The organism is Anaerolineales bacterium, from assembly GCA_003105035.1.
Taxonomy (GTDB): domain Bacteria; phylum Chloroflexota; class Anaerolineae; order Anaerolineales; family UBA4823; genus FEB-25.
In genome coordinates, this window is the sequence record PQAL01000005.1 from 60442 (window position 1) to 80317 (window position 19876).

General features: G+C 53.4%; 14 protein-coding genes and 1 pseudogene. 8 read left to right on the forward strand and 7 right to left on the reverse strand.

The features are described 5' to 3' along the window. Positions 1-115: 115 nt before the first annotated feature. From ablA to C3F13_03240, 5 genes are all read left to right on the forward strand, one after another. Entirely contained in the window at positions 116-1465 is a 1350-nt protein-coding gene (ablA, locus tag C3F13_03220) for a lysine 2,3-aminomutase (protein ID PWB55699.1), read from the forward strand. Positions 1466-1886: 421 nt separating this feature from the next. Continuing rightward, positions 1887-2819, forward strand: coding sequence for a cysteine synthase A (gene cysK / locus C3F13_03225; protein ID PWB55700.1), 933 nt, complete (start codon positions 1887-1889; stop codon positions 2817-2819). A gap of 127 nt (positions 2820-2946) precedes the next feature. Beyond that, positions 2947-3651 carry a serine O-acetyltransferase gene (cysE, locus tag C3F13_03230; protein PWB55854.1) on the forward strand — a complete coding sequence of 235 codons (705 nt, stop codon included), beginning with the start codon at positions 2947-2949 and terminating at the stop codon, positions 3649-3651. 69 nt (positions 3652-3720) lie between these two features. Continuing rightward, entirely contained in the window at positions 3721-4875 is a 1155-nt protein-coding gene (locus C3F13_03235) for a molybdenum cofactor biosynthesis protein MoeB (GenBank protein PWB55855.1), read from the forward strand. Beyond that, entirely contained in the window at positions 4875-5750 is an 876-nt protein-coding gene (locus tag C3F13_03240) for a GlcNAc-PI de-N-acetylase (protein ID PWB55701.1), read from the forward strand. Before C3F13_03235 ends, C3F13_03240 begins: the two co-directional genes overlap by 1 nt. 81 nt (positions 5751-5831) lie before the next feature. Here the strand turns inward: C3F13_03240 and C3F13_03245 are convergent, their stop codons facing one another. From C3F13_03245 to C3F13_03270, 6 genes and pseudogenes are all read right to left on the reverse strand, one after another. Then, a complete protein-coding gene (locus C3F13_03245; protein ID PWB55702.1) occupies positions 5832-7223 on the reverse strand; it encodes a DNA repair protein RadA in 1392 nt (463 codons plus the stop codon). Between the two features lie 136 nt (positions 7224-7359). Next, positions 7360-8355 (reverse strand): hypothetical protein, encoded by a 996-nt coding sequence (locus tag C3F13_03250; GenBank protein PWB55703.1) that lies wholly within the window; start codon positions 8353-8355, stop codon positions 7360-7362. Positions 8356-9171: 816 nt separating this feature from the next. Continuing rightward, positions 9172-9273 (reverse strand): annotated as a pseudogene (locus tag C3F13_03255) (halocyanin). 256 nt (positions 9274-9529) lie between these two features. Continuing rightward, positions 9530-11374 carry a hypothetical protein gene (locus C3F13_03260; protein ID PWB55704.1) on the reverse strand — a complete coding sequence of 615 codons (1845 nt, stop codon included), beginning with the start codon at positions 11372-11374 and terminating at the stop codon, positions 9530-9532. Between the two features lie 246 nt (positions 11375-11620). Next, positions 11621-14122, reverse strand: a complete 2502-nt coding sequence (locus C3F13_03265; GenBank protein PWB55705.1) for an NDP-hexose 4-ketoreductase — start codon at positions 14120-14122, stop codon at positions 11621-11623. A 207-nt stretch (positions 14123-14329) separates the two neighbouring features. Then, the gene (locus C3F13_03270; GenBank protein PWB55706.1) at positions 14330-15733 is read right to left on the reverse strand and encodes a 30S ribosomal protein S1; all 1404 of its coding nucleotides are present in this window, start codon (positions 15731-15733) and stop codon (positions 14330-14332) included. Between the two features lie 129 nt (positions 15734-15862). Between C3F13_03270 and C3F13_03275 the strand changes: the two genes are divergently transcribed. The 3 genes from C3F13_03275 to C3F13_03285 all read left to right on the forward strand — a co-directional run bounded on the left by C3F13_03275 (position 15863) and on the right by C3F13_03285 (position 18166). Then, a complete protein-coding gene (locus C3F13_03275; GenBank protein PWB55707.1) occupies positions 15863-16324 on the forward strand; it encodes a hypothetical protein in 462 nt (153 codons plus the stop codon). A gap of 98 nt (positions 16325-16422) precedes the next feature. Continuing rightward, positions 16423-17388, forward strand: a complete 966-nt coding sequence (locus C3F13_03280) for an ABC transporter ATP-binding protein (GenBank protein ID PWB55708.1) — start codon at positions 16423-16425, stop codon at positions 17386-17388. Next, entirely contained in the window at positions 17375-18166 is a 792-nt protein-coding gene (locus C3F13_03285) for a hypothetical protein (GenBank protein PWB55709.1), read from the forward strand. The genes C3F13_03280 and C3F13_03285 overlap by 14 nt, the downstream gene beginning before the upstream one ends. Before the next feature lie 70 nt (positions 18167-18236). Here the strand turns inward: C3F13_03285 and C3F13_03290 are convergent, their stop codons facing one another. Then, positions 18237-19829: a GMC family oxidoreductase gene (locus tag C3F13_03290; GenBank protein ID PWB55710.1), complete on the reverse strand. Its 1593-nt coding sequence runs from the start codon at positions 19827-19829 to the stop codon at positions 18237-18239. Positions 19830-19876: the final 47 nt, after the last annotated feature.

Sequence of the window (19876 nt, forward strand, 5' to 3'; positions counted from 1 at the left end):
CCTGTTTCAGGATAAATATCCACTTATCTATGCGGTTAAATCTATTCAAACCTCACCAATCTTGATATACTCCTCCTACTTCTGGAGGACATCACTCTGACTGGAGGTATACCATATGTCCAACCACCCCTTCCTTTCCAAACGAGCTCCGATCTATAAAGACATTCCCGACGACCAGTGGAACAATTGGCGCTGGCAGCTTTCCAACCGTCTTAATACCGCCGAAGAGATCGGCAAGGTGCTCACCCTCACCGAAGATGAGAAGAACGCCCTTAATGCCCCGCATCTTTTCCGCGTTGATATCACCCCTTATTACATTTCCTTGATCAATCCCGACGACCCCGAAGACCCCATCCGCAAGCAAGTCATCCCCAACGACTGTGAGATGCAACCCTTCACCGCGGAAATGGCCGATTCTCTCTCAGAAGACGCTCACTCCCCTGTCCCGGGTCTTGTACACCGTTACCCTGACCGTGTCCTCATGTTGGTCACCACCCAATGCGCGTCATACTGTCGCTACTGCACACGCAGCCGCATTGTGGGTGACCCATCCGCCACCTTCTCTCGCCATGAATTTGAGCTCCAGCTTGAATACCTGCGCAATACACCCCAGGTCCGTGATGTCCTGCTCTCGGGCGGTGACCCGCTCGTCCTGGCCCCCAAGATCCTTGAAGAAATCCTTACCCGCCTGCGTGAGATCCCTCATATCGAGATCGTCCGCATTGGCTCGCGCGTCCCAGTTTTCCTGCCCATGCGTGTTACCGACGAGCTGTGTGACATGCTCCAGCGCTTCCACCCCTTATGGTTGAACATCCATGTCAACCACTCCAATGAGATCTCTGCTGAGCTTGCTCAGGCTACCGATAAGCTCACTCGTGCTGGGATTCCCCTAGGCAACCAGTCCGTTCTCCTAGCCGGTGTCAACGATAACGTCCATGTCATGCGCCAGCTCGTGCAAGACCTGATCCGCATCCGCGTTCGCCCCTACTATCTCTACCAATGTGACTTGGTCCACGGTGCCGGGCACTTCCGCACTCCGGTTGCCAAAGGCATCGAGATCATGGAGGGATTACGCGGCCACACCTCCGGCTTTGCTGTTCCCACTTACATGATCGACGCTCCTGGCGGAGGCGGCAAGATCCCTGTTATGCCCAACTATCTCATCAGCATGTCAGATCACAAGATCATCCTGCGGAATTTCGAGGGGTACATTACCACTTATGAAGAACCCACCGATTACACCCCCGCGAAAGCTGCAAAATTCCTGGGTGACAAACGCCCCGAACCCGGCCAGGAGGGCCTCACCGCCCTATTGGATGGCGACCAGATGTTCATCAAGCCGGAGGGCTTCGAGAAAACCCACGAGCGCGGCGGTCTGCAGCATCGTCTGAAGGATCCCACCAAGTGGAAGCCACTCGGCATCGGCTCTGGTGAGCCTGCCGAACCTACCGACCTTCCAAAATAACGTCCAGGTTTAGTCGTATTATTTATTTGTAGGTTGGATTGAGTAGATTTGTAGGTTGGGTGGAGCACTGATTTTCCGTTCTCCACCCAACTTTTTTCTGTAATTGTTAGGAGGGCGACCTTAAGATCCTTCAAGTACCCATACTCCATACACCCCTTGACAATCCTCCTTTTCCAGCTATAATTACCCCTTAATCTATCTATTATGTCTACTTTTGGAGTGTTTACCTTTTTCGTTTGCACATGTCCGAGGCGGGGTTCCTAGCCGCCTCTGCGTCATGACCTTCTCCCTTACCGGACGACTGACAATCTGACGTAAATGGTGGCAGCACCCCGCTTGCCGACCTTATTTTTCGTGGTTATCATGCCACTTTTTTGTGTAGTTATCCGTCGTTCAAATTTGCAGAAAGGGAAAATCATCCATGAATATCGCCAGCAATATTACCCAGCTGGTCGGGAACACACCCCTCGTCCGGCTCAACCGCCTCACTGCAGGCGCGAAAGCCGATGTGCTAGTTAAGCTGGAATCATTCAATCCCGCCCACAGCATCAAAGACCGTATCGGCGTCGCCATGATCGATGCCGCCGAGCAAGCCAGCCTGATAAATCCCGGCAGCATCATCCTTGAGCCTACCAGCGGTAACACAGGCATCGCCCTGGCCATGGTATGTGCTGCTCGCGGTTATCGCTGCACCCTGACCATGCCCGATACGATGAGCCGGGAAAGGCGTATGCTCTTACGCGCCTACGGTGCCGAGCTGATTCTCACCCCAGGTAGCGAAGGCATGTCCGGCGCCATCCGTAAAGCGGAGGAATTGGCTGCCTCCGACCAACGCTATGTCATCCCACAACAGTTTAATAACCCCGCTAATCCCGAAATCCATCGCCGCACCACTGCCGAAGAGCTTTGGCGTGATACTGATGGCAAGCTGGATTTGTTGGTTGCTGGTGTAGGAACCGGCGGTACTATCACCGGCGTCGGGGAGGTGATCAAGGCTCGCAAGCCCTCATTCAAGGTTGTGGCTGTCGAACCACGGGGGTCTTCAGTGCTATCCGGTGGCGAGAAAGGTCCCCATCAGATTCAAGGTTTGGGTGCGGGCTTCATCCCCCAGGTGCTCAACACCCATATCTACGACGAGGTCATCAGCGTGTCGAATGATGATGCGCTGCAGACTGCCCGGCGGATGGCAAATGAAGAAGGATTGCTGGTAGGCATCTCATCCGGAGCAGCGGTTTGGGCTGCTTTACAAGTGGCGCACCGATCCGAGAATGACGGCAAGCTGCTGGTGGTCATCGCCCCCGATTTTGGCGAACGCTATTTGAGCACCCCGCTCTTCGCCGACCTGGCAGACTAGCCACGTACCTTTTTTTATTCCATCTATCAAGCCGCAAGGATAAATTCCTGTAGCTTGACGATTAGGAGCCATTATGGAAATTAATACCTACCGATCCACTACTACAAGGACAGCCAGACCTGCAGGTATTTTGGAAACCTTTCGTCAGGATGTGCACTCAGCCTTGAGTCGCGACCCGGCGGCAAGGTCTGCCCTGGAGGTGATCCTGGGTTACCCAGGCCTGCACGCTTTATGGGGTTACCGCATTGCCCACTGGTTCTGGCGGCATGATCTCAAGCTATTCGGGCGGCTTCTCTCCCAGCTCGTGCGCGCGATCACCGGCATCGAGATTCACCCGGGTGCACAGATCGGCTCAGGTCTGTTTATTGACCATGGTATGGGGGTGGTTGTTGGTGAGACCGCTGAAATTGGTCAGGATGTCACCCTTTATCACGGCGTCACCCTGGGTGGCACCAGCCTGGAAAAAGGAAAACGCCATCCCACCCTGGGTGACCGTGTTGTTGTGGGTGCCGGCGCTAAGATCCTGGGTCCCATCACCATCGGGCCCGACAGCCGTATCGGCGCCAACGCCGTGGTGGTGAAGTCTGTCCCCGCCAACGCAGTGGTCGTGGGCGTCCCGGGCCAGAATATCGCCCGCAGCAAGCCCCACCGCCAGAGTGATGCGCCTGATCTCAACCACACCTCCCTGCCCGACCTGGTGGGTGTGTCATTGGTTGACCTGATCAAGCGCGTGGAAGCCTTGGAAGCCGAGGTGGATGGGCATGCCAATGGTAAGCCCCACGTGCACGCCCCCACTGACGGTACCTGGTCGGGTGAGGATTTCTCAATCTAGTTAGCCACAACCCAATGGGTTTCATAAACCTGCCGGGTCTTCAGTAGGGAAATGGATTATACTCTGCGCATGTTACCTGATCTTTCTCATGAGGAAATCCTGCGTTATTCTCGTCACCTGCTCATCCCCGATGTTGGTCTCGATGGGCAGCGTAAGCTGAAGGTTGCCTCGGTGCTGATCATTGGCACGGGTGGTCTGGGTTCACCAGCCGCTCTATACCTTGCTGCTGCAGGGATTGGGCATATCGGGCTGGTCGACTATGACGTGGTCGACCGCACAAACCTGCAGCGCCAGGTGATCCATGGCACCTCCACGGTAGGCAAGCTCAAGGTAGAATCCGCTCGCGACCGCATGCACGATTTGAACCCCGACATCCAGGTAGATATCTACAACGAGGTTTTCACCTCCACCAATGCTGAGGGCATCGCTGAGCCTTACGATCTGATCATTGATGGCAGCGATAACTTCCCCACCCGCTACCTCACCAATGACCTATGCGTGCTTACCAGGAAGCCTAATATCTACGGCTCGGTTTACCGCTTTGAAGGCCAGGTGAGTGTCTTTGACGCCCGCGTGGGCCCTTGTTACCGTTGCCTATTTCCCGAGCCACCCCCACCTGGCCTGGTGCCATCCTGTGCCGAAAGTGGTGTTCTGGGCGTGTTACCTGGGACAATTGGTACCCTGCAAGCTACCGAAGCCCTCAAGCTGCTGCTTGGCACAGGTGAGCCATTGATTGGCCGGCTGCTGCTATACAACGCCCAGGATATGAGCTTTGAGTTTGTCAAGCTGCGCAAGAACCCTGCCTGTAAGGTGTGTGGCGAGCACCCCAGCGTGACCGCTCTCATCGATTACGACGCTTTCTGTGGAGTTCCTGGTCACCAGGTGGAAACCGGCTCAGCAGGTGAGCAATGGGATATATCTCCGCGTGAGCTTTCAGCTCGGCTTAACTCAGGTGCTTCACTTTGCCTGGTGGATGTTCGTGAGCCTCATGAGCTGCAGATTTCCCGCATCGAGGGCGTACGCAATTTCCCCTTGGGGCAGCTTGCAACACGTGGTAATGAGCTGGATCCTCAAGATGATATCGTGTTGATCTGTAAGGCCGGTGTGCGTTCCACGCGCGCCTTGCATATCCTGCTTGGGTTGGGTTTCCGCAAGCTCCACAATCTGCAAGGAGGGATGAATGCCTGGGTCAAAGATATTGACCCAAGGCAGCCGATCTATTAATGGCCCCTGACGTGTCTCAACCCTTCACAATGCTGGTTTGCCTGGCTCACCCCGATGATGAGACCTTTGGGATGGGCGGTACCCTGGCGTTGTATGCTAAAAAGGGGGTGCAGGTGCATCTGGTGTGCGCCACACGTGGCGACGTGGGTGATGTGGATCAAGACCTCCTGCAGGGCTTCAGTAGCGTGGCTGAGCGCCGCGAATCCGAGTTACGTTGTGCAGCCGGTATATTGGGCTTGAGCGGGGTCTACTTCCTGGGTTACCGCGACTCCGGCATGCCTGGCACCCCCGATAATCAGCATCCCAACGCCCTGGCTGCCCAGCCAGTGGATGAAGTCGCTGCCAGGGTGGTGCACTACATCCGCTTGCTTCGTCCGCAGGTGGTGGTCACCCATGATCCAATCGGGGGATATAAGCATCCGGATCATATCGCCATGCACCACGCCACACTGCGCGCTTTCCAACTGGCTTCACAGGCGAGCTACCCTTCCGATCTGCCACCTTTTCAGCCGGACAAGTTGTATTACCAGACCATGCCGAAGGCGATCATGCGTTGGGCGGTCAGGCTGGCCCCCTTGTTGGGCATGGACCCGCGCCACTTTGGCCGTAATCGTGATATCGATCTGGTGGCAGTGGTACAGGAAGGTAGCTTCCCCACCCACGCTCGCATCAATTGCCGCAGTGTCAGCGAAATCAGGGACCAGGCTACTGCTTGCCACACCAGCCAGCTGGGTGGAGCTATCGGTCGCAAAGGACCCATGACCATATTAAGGCGCTACCTTGGGGGCACTGAATCGTTCATGCGTGCATATCCCGAGCCGGTGAATGGATTACATGAGCGCGATTTATTTGCTGGCATTGCATCGGTGACGTAATTACTTCAGGCCAGTGCGATAGATCGCCTGGACCCCTGATTAATTTTCCAGTTTTCTTACAATTTAACTGTCTATCTGTCCTTATTCCCTGCCAACCAACGCCCTCTCAATCGCTTCCCTCAGCGAACGTACTTCCACCACTTCGATCCCCTTGGGCCACGGTTCGGCCTTGCGGATGCTTTTCGGCACGATAGCCGTTTTGAAGCCCAGCTTAGCCGCTTCTCGCAATCTGGCAGGCATCTGTCCCACCATGCGCAGCTCACCAGAAAGCCCCACCTCGCCAATCAACACAGTATCGGCTCTCACCGCCACGTCGCGCATCGATGAGGCAATGGCTGTTGCCACTGCCAGGTCGGCCGCTGGTTCCTCCACCTGTATGCCCCCCACAACATTCACGAAAATATCCTGGTCTCCCAGGCGCAAGCCCATGCGCCGTGCCAGCACTGCGCTTACCAGCAGCAGCCGGTTGAAATCTACCCCATTGGGGGTCCGGCGGGGGTTGCCAAATGCTGTGGGGCTGGATAATCCCTGTACTTCCACCAGGATGGGCCGCGTGCCTTCCATGGTGACGGCAATAGCGCTCCCAGGGGCATTCACCATCCGTTCAGCCAGGAAAGCCTCGGATGGGTTGGTCACTTCCACCATACCGCGCTCGCGCATCTCGAACACCCCCACTTCCGAGGTTGCCCCGAAGCGATTTTTGACTGACCTGAGCAGGCGATACGACTGGAAGCGGTCACCCTCCAGGTAAAGCACGGTATCGACGATATGCTCAAGCACCCGCGGGCCGGCGATCGCCCCTTCCTTGGTTACATGCCCGATCAGGAAAACCGCTATACCTGAGCCCTTGGCCAGTTCGCGCAACCTTGAAGCACACTCTCGCACCTGGGTCACGCTACCGGCTCCTGATTCAAGCTCTGGCATGTAAGTGGTCTGGATGGAGTCCACGATTACCAGGGATGGTTTTACTGCAGAAACATGTTCCAGGATAACCCCCAGGCTGGTCTCTGTAACCAGCAGCAGCCCATCTGGCATCTCCTCTGGAGTGTCTTTTAGCAGGCGCATGGCCCGCATCTTAATCTGCCGCTCCGATTCCTCTCCCGAGATGTACAATACCAGGCCTGTCTGTGCCATCTCAAGCGCCACCTGCAGCAGTAGCGTGCTCTTGCCGATACCTGGGTCACCTCCAACCAGCACGATCGAGCCGGGGACGATGCCACCTCCCAGCACGCGGGCGAACTCCCCAATGGATAACCCCCAGCGCTCATCCACATCGCCATCAATCTCGGTCAGCTTGAGCGGCGTCGAGATACCCGTCAAGCCACGGCCAGCTGCGTGCACAGCCTTTGTTGGCGCGGCGATAATCTCCTCCACCATTGAGTTCCAGGCACCGCACTGCGGGCAGCGCCCCATCGGGCGGGCAGCGGTACGCCCGCATTGCTGGCAAACGTATTGGGTGTGTGTTTTCGGCATGGAAAGATTATACCTTTGAAGATTGTCCTGAATGAAAACGAATTGAGGTTCCGGCTAATGTGTTTAGCCCCGGTGCGAAGCTTTAAATGTTATTACCGGGGAGAGAGCATACCCTGCCCCTCATGTTGTAAAAAGCCTATACGGGGAAGGTTGGTGTGGCGGCATACTTAACCGGCCTGGCCAGTTTGATTTTCAAAAATAGCCTAGGCGCAAAAAAGAAAACCCACAACATCACCAACGAGGCCTCCAGGTACCGCAGAGCATACCCTGGAGCAGAATCAACAATAGGAAGCTGTTGTTCCAACCACTCAAAACCGAAATATATAAATAATACCCCGGCAATTCCTGATATACACCGCCAGATCTTTCGTGGAAAAGTTCCTCCGGTTCGAAAATCCGAGCTGGAAGTCATCAACCTGGCACCGATTACACCGCCGAGCAGCACCCCAGCGCAAGCAAAATAATCTCCCATGGAGCGGGCTTGTGGAGTAAAAGCTGCCCATGAAACTGGATCCACCACAGGAGCAATCCAGGCATGCACCAATAGCCCGATCCCAATCACCCCGAGCGACAGTCCGAAAGCCACTCCCACCTGCCACTTAATCGAATGGGTGTTCCAGGCATGCAGTGGAAAAGAATGCGCTTTAATAAGTGTCACCAGCACTGCCAACCCTAATAGCCAGCCAGTCAAAATATCCAGGGGGAAATGCAGGCCAAGGTACATGCCTGAGATACCGATGAGAATGATCAGCAGGCCTGCAGAAGCCCATAGCCAGGCTTTATCCAGACGGTAAGCTAGGTAACCCATTACTGCCAGTGAAATCGCCGCTGCGCTGGAAGGTAGGGCATACGAGCTTGCCTGCGCTAATACCTGCAAGCTGCCTGACCAATAAGGCCGGGGCAGGTGCAAGAGCTGCCGAAACGCTATACTCACTATCGTAGCTGAGACAAACACCATCAGAGCTGTTACTCCAACATTACGGTTGACAGTCCAATAAATGATCGGGATGAGCAAGACGTAAAAAGCTGGAGTTCCAAACAGGTAAACGAACCTGAACAACCCATCCAGCATGGGGCTAAGCGTCTGCAGCATCTGGATCAGATCGATACTGAGACCTTGAAAATTCTCCATTTACATCCTCCTGGCAATCCAAACCAATTTTCATCCAGCCCCTTTTTGGCATAGCACCAGGGTGATTTCCATTTCCTTAACTCTGCCAGACGAGAGGCAAGGGCATTGTCTCTCGTCTGGCAAATCTTTGAAGTGGGGATCTTATTTGATCAGCTCCCAGATCGTGGTATTGGTGAATTTACAATAAGTTCCAAAATCCTTGTTGGTCCCCGAAAGAATGGTGTAGCCGATATCTCCGGGACTGGTCAGGGCCACATACCACTGGTAAATCCGCTGGCCATCAATGTAGGCTGTGACGAATTCTTTTTCAGCCACCACGGTAAAGTCTGAGCTACCGCTTGACGGTGGAGTCAGGCCGGCATAGTTCGGTAGGTCAGGATTCTTCCAGCGGATGCTTTGAGTTTGGTAGCCATTAACCGTCATGGCACCCAGCTCGGCATCTCCACGCGGAGCAAGGAAGACTACCAGGTGGTTGTCGTTATCCTTTAAGCGCAAGACAAAACCGCATCCACCATTTCCGTAGCTTGCCTCGGCAGTTTCCCACTCAATCTGGGTGGATATCACAAAATCTGCCATGCTATACCCGAACCACCACCATTGGTACCAGTTACGCTGAGCCCAGCTCTCCTCGAAATCGTCGATCTCATACATCTCACCCTGGTTCATCGTAATCGTCCCATCGGCCACCATCTGTGCCCAGAAGGCATCTTGCGCCTGCTGGGTAGCCTCCACCGATAACGCCTCAGCAGTCTGCACCGCCTGCTGGGTCTCTAAGCGAGCGGTTTGGGTGCTGGCTGCTGATGTTGCTGCCAGGTTGGGCGTTTCAGTCGGGAGGGGTGTCTCGGTTGGTGTGGAAGTGGCAGTTGCCGTCGGCTCAGGCGTGCTTGTCGCGGTGGGGGCTAGGGCCGTTTGAGTCGCACCCAGGGTGATTGCATCCGATGTGGGCGTGGCAGCTGGAGCCTTTGGCCCGCAGGCAGTCAAGCTGGTGCTGAGCAGCCACAAAATAAGTAATATGAATACCCGTGTCTTCATTTTCATCTCCTCTCTGGTTTCAGTATTGCATAATTGGACTGCCAATTCAAGTGGAATAACCGCCAAAAGACGCCAGATTGGTAAGATATAGAGATAGATTGTTTGCCCGCATGTTGCATCCCCAATATGCGGCTTGATTAACTTATGAACTTGATGTTTCCATTTCTCCTATTGCCCGCGCCACAGAACGGATGGCAGTACGGCGCGTGCGATTAAACGTGCCCTCAGAGATGTACAGCTTCTGCATGATGTCGCGGTTGGACGTTTCTTCGACGTAGGCTTCTTGCAAGATGATGTATGGGTACCATTCGCGGGTCGGTGTTTTTGTTGGTGGCACAGCCCCCGGGCGTAGTTTTTCCAACGCTTCCAGTAGGATCGCATTGACAGCCTTGCCGCGCTCCAAATGAGTTATTTGCCCAGCAGGAAGGCGGTCTCGCACCAGGTTTATCTCAGCCAGAGGTGTATCAGCAAGGTATGGATAATCATACAAATTGCGTAAGGCCTGCTCGATACATTCATTCGATACGGGGGGGTGATTATCTTGATGGTGAAAATTATGTTCTTGGATCAGCTCAGAGATTTTCTCCATATATCGGCGGTTTCGCCACGCAGTCTGGATCGTCTCGCTGAATTCATCGGTGACCTCTAGGATCGGTTCAGTATCATCCAGGGCGTATTGCAGACCGTTCTCTGGCTCACCCAGGATCAGCGCACCCAGTTGTTCAGTCTCGCTATACAGCGGAACCAGCAAAGAAGCGTGATCCAGGGGTGGTGGGAGCTGACCAGATTTTAAATAGACCAGGTCATCAATAGTCAGTTTTTTGATCTCAATATCAGGTAGTTCAGCATCAAATTTACAAGAAATTATCTTCAAGGGAGTCTCACTCCCAAAGATCAGGATTAAGCCATAAGTAGCCTCAACGTAGCTACATAAGCTCTCGAGGGAAGGTTTAAGCAACATTTCTAGTGGAGCGTTCACACCCACCTGGCGGGATAATTTTCTCAATTCCACACGCAGCATGCCTGTATCTTTTGAATAAAAGATACGATCGCGTAAACGGTCGATAGCGGTCATGGATGAATGCGTGATCACAGCCATCGGAGGAAAAACCGCCAGGAGCACCATCGGGGCATGGTATTGCATAATCAGGATCAAGCTGATCGGAACATAGATCAAAAGCACGAGGCTGAGCAGGAAGAAGCTATATACAAAATCTTTCTGGATGGTACGTCCTTCCATCAACGCACTGTACCGCGCCACACTATATCCAATCAGGGCCACCGGAATCGCTTCGAGTAGCGAAATGACCAGGATGGGGATAGGTATCCTGAAATAGGAAGCAGCAATCGACACAAATCCCGCTAAACCGGCAGCTAGCGATGCCCATGCTAGTATTTTGAGTTGATTGCGAGCAACACTCGATGACGCGCTACGTGCCGCAAGGATCAAGTTGTAAACGCAAGTCCAGGTTAAAACGACCAGGGCAACCGCAAAAATCGGGTACCATGGGCCTGCAAGCAGGCTGTTCAAGAAAAGCGGATTTCCACCTTCTGTTGTGAATAAAATCGGGGCATTGATCTGCACAATAACCGCAATTATGGCAACCAGGTATGCCAGTAGTATTCTCACCCAACGCCAGATGGTGGTTCTTCCTGGCAGGAGCAGTATGGTCACATGGTGCCAGATCGCCAGAGCGGGTGCTATCGACCAACCCTGCAACCAGTTGTTGCTGGCGCCTAAAAAAGTCTCGCGCGGCCAGAATGGAAAAAATATCCTTAGCCAGGTCAGCTTGAGCAGGACCACTGGGGGCGGGTTGATCGCCAGTAGCACGTTTTGGAATGCAGCAGCTATTAGCCATAAGGTTAAAGCGGTCATCCAGGCAATCAGGTATTTGGGGCTGCGCGACACCAGGAACAGCCCCAGCCAGATCGCCAGAACAACTGCAGTCAGGTTCACTGCGATAGTCGCACCAAGTATAAAAGACAAGGTAGCCCCTCCCACTATCTTTCTTATAGTCTGATGCGTCGCCAGGGGATGATCGAAGCATTAACCCAGACAGGCAACGAAAAGCTTTATTCGATTTCCACTTATAACGTCGATAAATTAATTATATCGCCGGAACAACAGGATGCAAGCAATTTATAGGAAAAAATTCCCGAGGTCGTAATCGACCTCGGGAATGATAGTGTGTTTATAGGTGTCTTCTAAATGATCCCAATACCAGGATCGGCTCTACACGCTTGCGGGCGTAGGTTCCCCTTCTGGCTCGCGTCGCAAGACAACCTCATCTTCGCGGTAATCCACAATGATCGCATCCCCATCTGCGAAGGTGCCAGAAAGCAGTGCATCGGAGAGCACATCCTCCACCTTCTGTTGGATGACCCGCTTCAAAGGTCGCGCACCCATCTCTGGGTCGTAACCCAGCTCGGCCAGTTTTTCCAGGGCTATGGGTGTGGCCACCAGGCTGATGTCATGCTCCTTCAAGCGCTCAGATACCTTGTTCAGCTCGAGATTGACAATCTCTTTGATGTCTTCCTTGGCCAGGGCACGGAACACGATCACCGAATCCAGGCGGTTGATGAACTCAGGCCGGAAAACCCGTTTGAGCGAGTCCATCAGTTTCTTACGCATCTCATCATAAGCTAGCTTTTCTTCGGTCTCTTCATCGCGCTGTAACGAGAACCCCAGCGATGTCTGCCGCTTGATCATCTCGGCTCCAATATTCGATGTCATCACCACGATGGCATTGCGGAAATCCACCTTGCGCCCGCGCGCATCCGATAGATGGCCCTCTTCCATGATCTGCAGCAGCATGTTGTGCGCTTCAGGGTGGGCTTTCTCCACTTCATCGAACACCACGATCGAGTACGGCCTTCGTCTTAATGCCTCGGTTAGCTGGCCCGCCTCTTCATACCCCACGTATCCCGGTGGGGCACCCACCAGCCGGCTCACCGTATGGCGTTCCATGAACTCCGACATATCCAACTGGATAAGTGCATCTTCGCTGCCGAACATGAAGCGCGCCAGGGCTTTGGTCAGCTCGGTCTTCCCAACCCCGGTTGGGCCAAGGAACATGAACGATCCGATTGGTCTGCGGGGGTCTTTTAAGCCTGCCCGGGCACGACGTACCGCTTTGGAGATTGCCTGGATGGCTTCATCCTGCCCGATGATGTGTTTCTGCAAGTCGTCTTCCATCTGCAGCAGGCGTTCCGATTCTGCCTGGGCAATCTGCATCACCGGCACACCCGTCCACATCGCCACCACCTCGGCGATATCTTCGGATGTGACGGTTGGGCTGGTTGCCCGGTCCCATCCTGTCCGCAGGTATTCGAGCTGCCTTTCCAGCTCATCCATGCGCTCCTGTAAATCCTGGGCGTCATCGGCTCGGCCGTCTTCCAGTGCCAACGCATGGTCCTGCCGCAAACCCTTAAGTTGGGTCATCAATTCTTTGGCGGTTTTCGCTGCCGGGCTCTTATACATCCTTACCCGTGATGATGACTCATCGATCAGGTCGATTGCTTTGTCGGGTAGAAAGCGTTCGGTGACGTAACGCGCCGATAGGTGTGCTGCCGCATTCAGGGCTTCATCGGAGATAGTCAGGCGGTGGTGCTCTTCATACGCCGAGCGTACCCCGCGTAGGATCTCAATCGTCTCGTCTATGGTAGGTTCATCCACCATGATGGGCTGGAAACGCCTTTCCAGGGCGGCATCACTTTCAATGTATTTTCGGTATTCATCCAGGGTCGTGGCACCGATCACCTGTAGCTCACCTCGTGAAAGGGCAGGTTTCAAAATGTTCGCCGCATCAACCGAAGATCCAGCTGCCCCAGCTCCCACCAGCATATGCACCTCATCGATGAACAGGATCGCCCCCGAAGCCTTCAGCTCATCGATGACCCTTTTCAGGCGTTCTTCGAACTGTCCTCGGTACATCGTGCCCGCCACCAGTGAACCGACGTCAAGTTGCATGACGCGCTTGTTCATCAGGGGAGCCGGCACATCATTTTCGACGATCCGCTGGGCCAGGCCTTCCACGATAGCCGTTTTGCCCACACCAGGTTCACCGATCAAGGCGGGATTATTCTTATTGCGTCGTGCCAGGATTTGTATCACCCGTTCGATCTCCATCTGGCGACCGATTACCGGGTCAAGCTTACTCTCTTCAGCCAGGGTGGTCAGGTCCGTTGCCAATTGGTCCACCATGGGGGTCTTGGTCTTACCGGTCTCTTTTGAAACTTGCTCGCCTGCGCCTACCGCAGAGCGTCTCGCGTTCGATTCAGACGAAGCCGACGTACTGCTCTCATCTAACACCCTGCGCGTTTGCCGGCGAATTTGCTCGGCTGACACGCCCATCTTGCGTAAGACGTCCAGCGCCACCCCCTCACCTAATCCTACCAGGCCAAGTAACAAATGTTCGGTGCCGATGTAATGATGTCCCATCTTGCGGGCTTCTTCCACCGAATTCTCAAGCGCACGCTGCACGCCAGGTGATAGGTCGAGCTTGGCTGAAGTAGATTGACCGGTTCCTGTGATACGGAGGATAACTTCCTCCATCCGTGCAGCATCTAAACCCAGTTCGCGCAGCACCCGGCCAGCCACTCCGCCTTCTTCTTTCATCAAGCCCAGCAGGAGATGCTCAGTGCCAATATAATTCTGGTGCATCCGCTCTGCTTCTTGGTGTGCCAAGCTCAAAACCCGTCTGGCTCGCTGTGTAAAACGTTCCATTCCTGCCATCACAATTGCCTCACAACTGTTATAAAAGGATATATATTGTCCGATTGACTATTCTACCAGAATTTACTTCCCCCGCATGTATGCATTGTGTTAGAGTCCTTTAACCAATAAAAAGCAAAGAGCGGGGTTATTATGCCCCGCCCGGTTAATTAATCAGGAAAATTAAACCTTGGTAGCGGCTGTTTGAATTCTCGCCTTTACCTGGCCTCACTCATCGGCCGGGGTTTCAGGTTGTTCTTCGGTTGCTTCTTCAGCTATGTCCTCGGTATTGACCTCGGCTAAATCCTCGGCTACGTCCTCAGTCTTGTCCACAGCTATGTTCTCAACCTTGTCCTCAGCTATGTCCTCAGCTACGTCCTCAGCGATGTCCTCGGCTTTACCAGGCTCGCTGGTTTGCTTGCCCGATAACATCATCTCGTAATCCATGTTGGCATATGCCATCGAATCGACCTTGCGCAGCGATAAACCAATGCGCCGTCGTTCGGTATCCAGCTTGATGATGCGCAGGGTGACGACGTCACCCTCCTTCACCACCTCTTTGGGATGGTTTATGCGTTGCTCACTTAGCTCAGAAATATGGATCAAACCTTCCAGGTCTTCGTCCAGACGGGCAAAGGCGCCAAATTTCGTCAAGTGTGTGATCGTGCCTTCCACAAGCTGGCCTTCCTTCAGGTTCGAGACCTTCACCACCCAGGGATCAGCTTGAAGCTGGCGGATCGAGAGACCAATGCGCTTGCGTTCCTGGTCCACCGCGATCACTTTCACCTTAACTTCCTGTCCAACCTTCAGAACTTCGCTTGGGTGATCGATGCGTTCCCAGCTGATCTCTGATAGGTGCACCAGGCCGTCTGCGCCATCGATGTTCACGAATGCACCAAAATCTGCCAGGCTGGTCACGCGCCCGGTCTTGACCGTTCCTTCCTGGAGCTCATCCAGCAGGCGGTCTTTGATTGTCTCACGCGTTTCTTGCAAGGCAGTGCGTTCCGAAAGGATCAAGCGATGACGGGCACGGTCCACCTCGATCACCGCAACTTTGATCGGCTCACCAACCATTTTGCCCCAACGCGAATCCGGGCTTTCATCACCTTCCACACGCCTCATCACGCTCACCTGCGAAGCGGGGACGAACCCACGCAACATACCGATCGGTACAATCAAGCCGCCCTTGTTATATCCAATCACTTGGGCGTCAATCGCTGCGCCTGAGGCTTTCAAAGCTTCCGCTTCCTGCCAGTCGGTTTCTTCGCGGGCGCGCATGTAGGAGAGCACCAGGTTTCCGCTGGTATCTTCAGGTGTGAGCACATATACGGGAATTTCCTGGCCAACTGTGAAGCTCGCTAGCACTTCGGCAGGGATTTGTTCTTTTTCCTTGCCAGAGATCACCCCCTCTGATTTGGTTCCAACACTTACCAGGATTTCACTATCGCCGAGACTGGCGATGACACCAGTGCGTATCTCACCCTGCTTCGGAAAATCAATATCCAAACCCTTTTCCTGAAGCAACGATTCCATTGAATCCATTGAAGCTGTCGGGCGTTCGTCTGTGTCCTTTGGGTTAACCTCCCCTTCTGGTACTTCCTCCTGCCCAGCCTGGGCATTTATCTGATCCATATGTTTACTCCGGTTAAATTTATTTGCAAACAATCATTATACACTAGTTTTTTGGTAATTCGCCTGGTGAACTAATTAATGAAGATGAGCCTCTTGACTCTCAGGTATGAATGGGTGGACAATTAGGCGGTGGAACAACCCCTCTCTCCTCAGCAGTTTACTCTCCGCCCGGCAACCGCAGGAGATGCCAGTACGATTCGGCAGATCATTTCGTCGGTGCACATCAACCCTACAGGACTAAACTGGCGGCGTTTCATCCTGGCTGTCGATACTCATGGCAGCCTCATCGGATGCGGCCAGGTCAAATCTCACCGCGATGGCTCTCTTGAGCTGGCCTCGATTGCCGTCGTGCCAGCGTGGCGCGGCAGTGGCATCGCCCGGGTAATCATCGAACACCTGCTTAAAGAGCACCCCGGCAGGCTTTATCTCACCTGCCGCGCACCCTTGGGTGCCCTCTATCAGAAATTCGGTTTTATAGCCATGAGTTCCAATGAACTGCCCCCTTATTTTCGACGCTTGCGTCGCTTGGTATCTTTATATCAACGGTTATTCCGTCAGCCTGATCAATTGCTGATAATGAGGCGGCATTGAACTGCCAATCACCAGAGTTAATTCCAGGCTTATCATGCTGCTATGATCGGATTTTGTAATTACACGACACAAAATTGGAAAAGAAGAAGGAGGATTTAATGGATCGACCTGACCCTGATGTTATCGTGACACATGGGCTAAGCAAATCATATAAAAATCTGCTCGCCCTCAAAATGCTTGACTTGCACGTCCATCAAAACTCGATTTTTGGTTTCCTCGGCCCGAACGGAGCAGGCAAAACGACAACCATCAAGCTTCTGTTGGGGCTAACACGACCGACCTCTGGAACAGCAACCGTCTTTGGTCTTGATAGCGTCACTCAAAGTGTCGATATTCGTGCCCGCATCGGCTACTTACCTCAGGAGCCGCACTTTTATGAGTATATGACCGCTCGCCAGACTCTCCACTTCACCGCTGAGTTCTTCTTCAGTGGTCCGAAGAAAGCCATCAATGACCGGGTGGATGAAATGCTCAACCTGGTAGACCTGGACGGTAAATCGGACCGCCCAATCAGGACTTTATCCGGTGGAGAAAGACAAAGGCTGGGAATTGCCCAGGCTCAGGTGAATTATCCTGATTTACTCATCCTCGATGAGCCGGCTGCTAGTTTGGACCCACTTGGGCGAAGAGACGTGCTGGAAGTGATGTCAAAACTACGCAAATACGCCACCATTTTTTATTCAACCCACATACTAGATGATGTTCAGCGGGTCAGCGATACGGTTGTCATCCTCAACAAGGGTGAGCTGGTTGCCCAGGGGCCCATCGAAGAGTTATTAGCAGGCAGTGAAGGCGTGATTTATATTATTCACCTGAAGGGGGAAGTGGATGCGGTCCTCAATAAAATTGAGGCCTTACCCTGGGTGAGTGCCGTCAAAACCAGCCAGCATAACTCCGAGTATATCTGGCAGGTAAGCGTCAGCGATCCCCTGACGGCGGAGCAGCATCTGCTCAAGCTGTTGGTGAATGAGCCTGTCACCGTAAATGAATTCCGCCGTAAACAATATGAGCTTGAAGATGTGTTTATGCAGGTGATTGAGGGAGGTCAAAATGTCGGGAAATGAATCCTTTGAGCTGGTATCCCAGCGGGGCTGGACCCGCGGATTACCCACCATGCTGCGTAGCGGCATGGCACGCTGGTTCAAAACCCACATGTGGTGGATTCAATGCCTCATTTGGGGAGGCATGATTGGCGGAGTCTTGGCGATGATCGCCTTCAACCCCCAAGACATATCTAAAGAGGATTTGTTCATGCTGTTTAGCGTGTTTGCTGGCCTGTTCCCGGCAGTTGGAGTGATAATTATCATGCAGGATGCCCTGGTGGGTGAGAAGCGCGAGGGTACAGCTGCCTGGGTTCTCTCCAAACCCCTTACACGCCCAGCATTTGTGCTTTCAAAAATCATTGCCAACAGTGCCGGCATCCTACTGACCATGGTCCTGGTGCCTGGCATCCTGGCGTATATTATCTTCAGTATACGCGGCTTCCAACTTAACCCACTCGGTTTTCTCGAAGCTCTGGGGGTCATATTTGTCAGCCATTTTTATTTTTTAGCGCTCACCCTTATGCTTGGAGCCTTTTTCAACCAGCGCGGGCCAGTGATCGGCATCCCTCTGGGAATCCTGTTCCTCCAGCAGAACCTGATTGGGTTTCTACCCGCATTGCAGTTCGTTCTGCCCTGGATGTTGGTGATTCCTCTGGGAAGCAGTCCGTCTCTCGTTTTTTCACTGATAATGGGTATTGGCACCCAGGTTGATCTGCTGATCACCCTGGCGATCATATTTGGCCAAAGCATCTTATTCATCTTGCTCAGCCTGTGGCGCTTCAACCGTGAAGAATTTTAACGAGGAAAATAGACAACCCAACTCAATAAGATAGGCTAATCCAATCCATCTTTCGTCATTGCTGAATTTATTATTTCGGTGGAATTTTGCTCATCGCATACTCAGCCAGGGCGGTGATAGTCAGGCTCGGGTTCACCCCTGGGTTACCCGGCATGATTGCCCCATCCACCACGTATAAACCAGGATAGTTGTGCACCTGGAAGTTGACATCCACCACGCCTTCTTGCTCGTCCCGTCCAACAGGCACGCCACCCATGAAGTGGGCCGTGATGGGAAAATTAAACAAGCTATCCATCACGCTGGCTTGAGGAATGCCGTTGATTTTTTGGGCGAATTGCCGGGTGAATTTGTTGCACATCGCTGGCCCTTTGGGCAGCTTTCCACCTTTTGTATCAAACATTACCCCCTTGCGGAACAGGGTGAAGATGTTGCGACCCAGGCGCACATTCAGGATCTCCTCTACCGGCCGCATGAACAATAATATCGTGGTATGGAATGCCCAGCGGGAGAAGAAGCGAGCATAAAAGAAATCGATGGGGTGACGCAGGATCTCAAGCCCGGTGTTCAATAATCGGCTCGGGATCGTATCACCATCCACCAGGGGGGCAGTAATATTTCTTATGAGTGATGACCCATCTGAAAACCGCACTGGCTCAACATTCGTGTCTTCCCTGGTGTTTATGATTGAGGTAATAGCGATACCCTTTGAATAATCGATACCCTTATTACGGCTGCCAGCGCCCTGTAGGTTTTCACTGTTGGTGCGTACGTTTTCACCCAACCGCCCAGATAGCTTGGGTAGAGACCGCTCTCGCGAGCGGCAGCGCAGAAGCAGGTCTAGTGTACCTAAGGCACCCGCAGCGACGATCACATTACGTGCCTGAACAACCTGTCGTGGATGATAAAACCATGCCGTTGTTTTATGGTAGGCTACTTCGTAACGCACCTCTCTGCCAGGCTGGTTTATTAAAGGCCGAATGTCCTTGACCGTGACTTCCGGCTGAATACGCACACCCAGCTTTTCTGCCAGGTACAGGTAGTTTTTAGGGAGCGTATTTTTCGCATTGTAACGGCAACCCACCATACACCCCCCACAGAAATTGCATCCTGTACGCTCAGGCCCTTCCCCATTGAAATACGGGTCAGGGTAAGTCTCATCTTCCTTGCCAAAAAATACCCCCACTTCTGTTGGATGGAAGCTGTCTGTTGCTCCCCAGTCAGCAGCAAGCTGCTTCATTATCTCATCTGCAGGCCATAAGCGGGGGTTGGTTGTCACCCCCAGCATGCGTTTAGCGGTATCATAATGAGGCCGCAAGACAGCTTTCCAGTCCGCTAGTTGATGCCAGCTGGATGCTTCGAATAACCGGTCATCGGGCTCCATCAGCACGTTGGCATACATCAGGCTGCCCCCGCCTACCCCACTCCCGTGCATGGCGACTGCCCCGTTCATGAAGGTTAATTCCCAGGTTCCAAAGCAGCGTAATAATGGCACCCAGAGTGATTTTCCAAGATTCCAGTTTGTCTTGGGAAAGTCAGCGTCTTCGTACCTTTTCCCCCGCTCCAGCACCAGCACTGAATATCCTTTTTCAGCCAGGCGCAGGGCAGATACACTGCCCCCAAATCCAGAGCCAATGATCACATAATCATACACTTGGTCATCCATGCATCACACTCCTCCCTCCACTTTACGCCCACAATTTCCACTCCCAA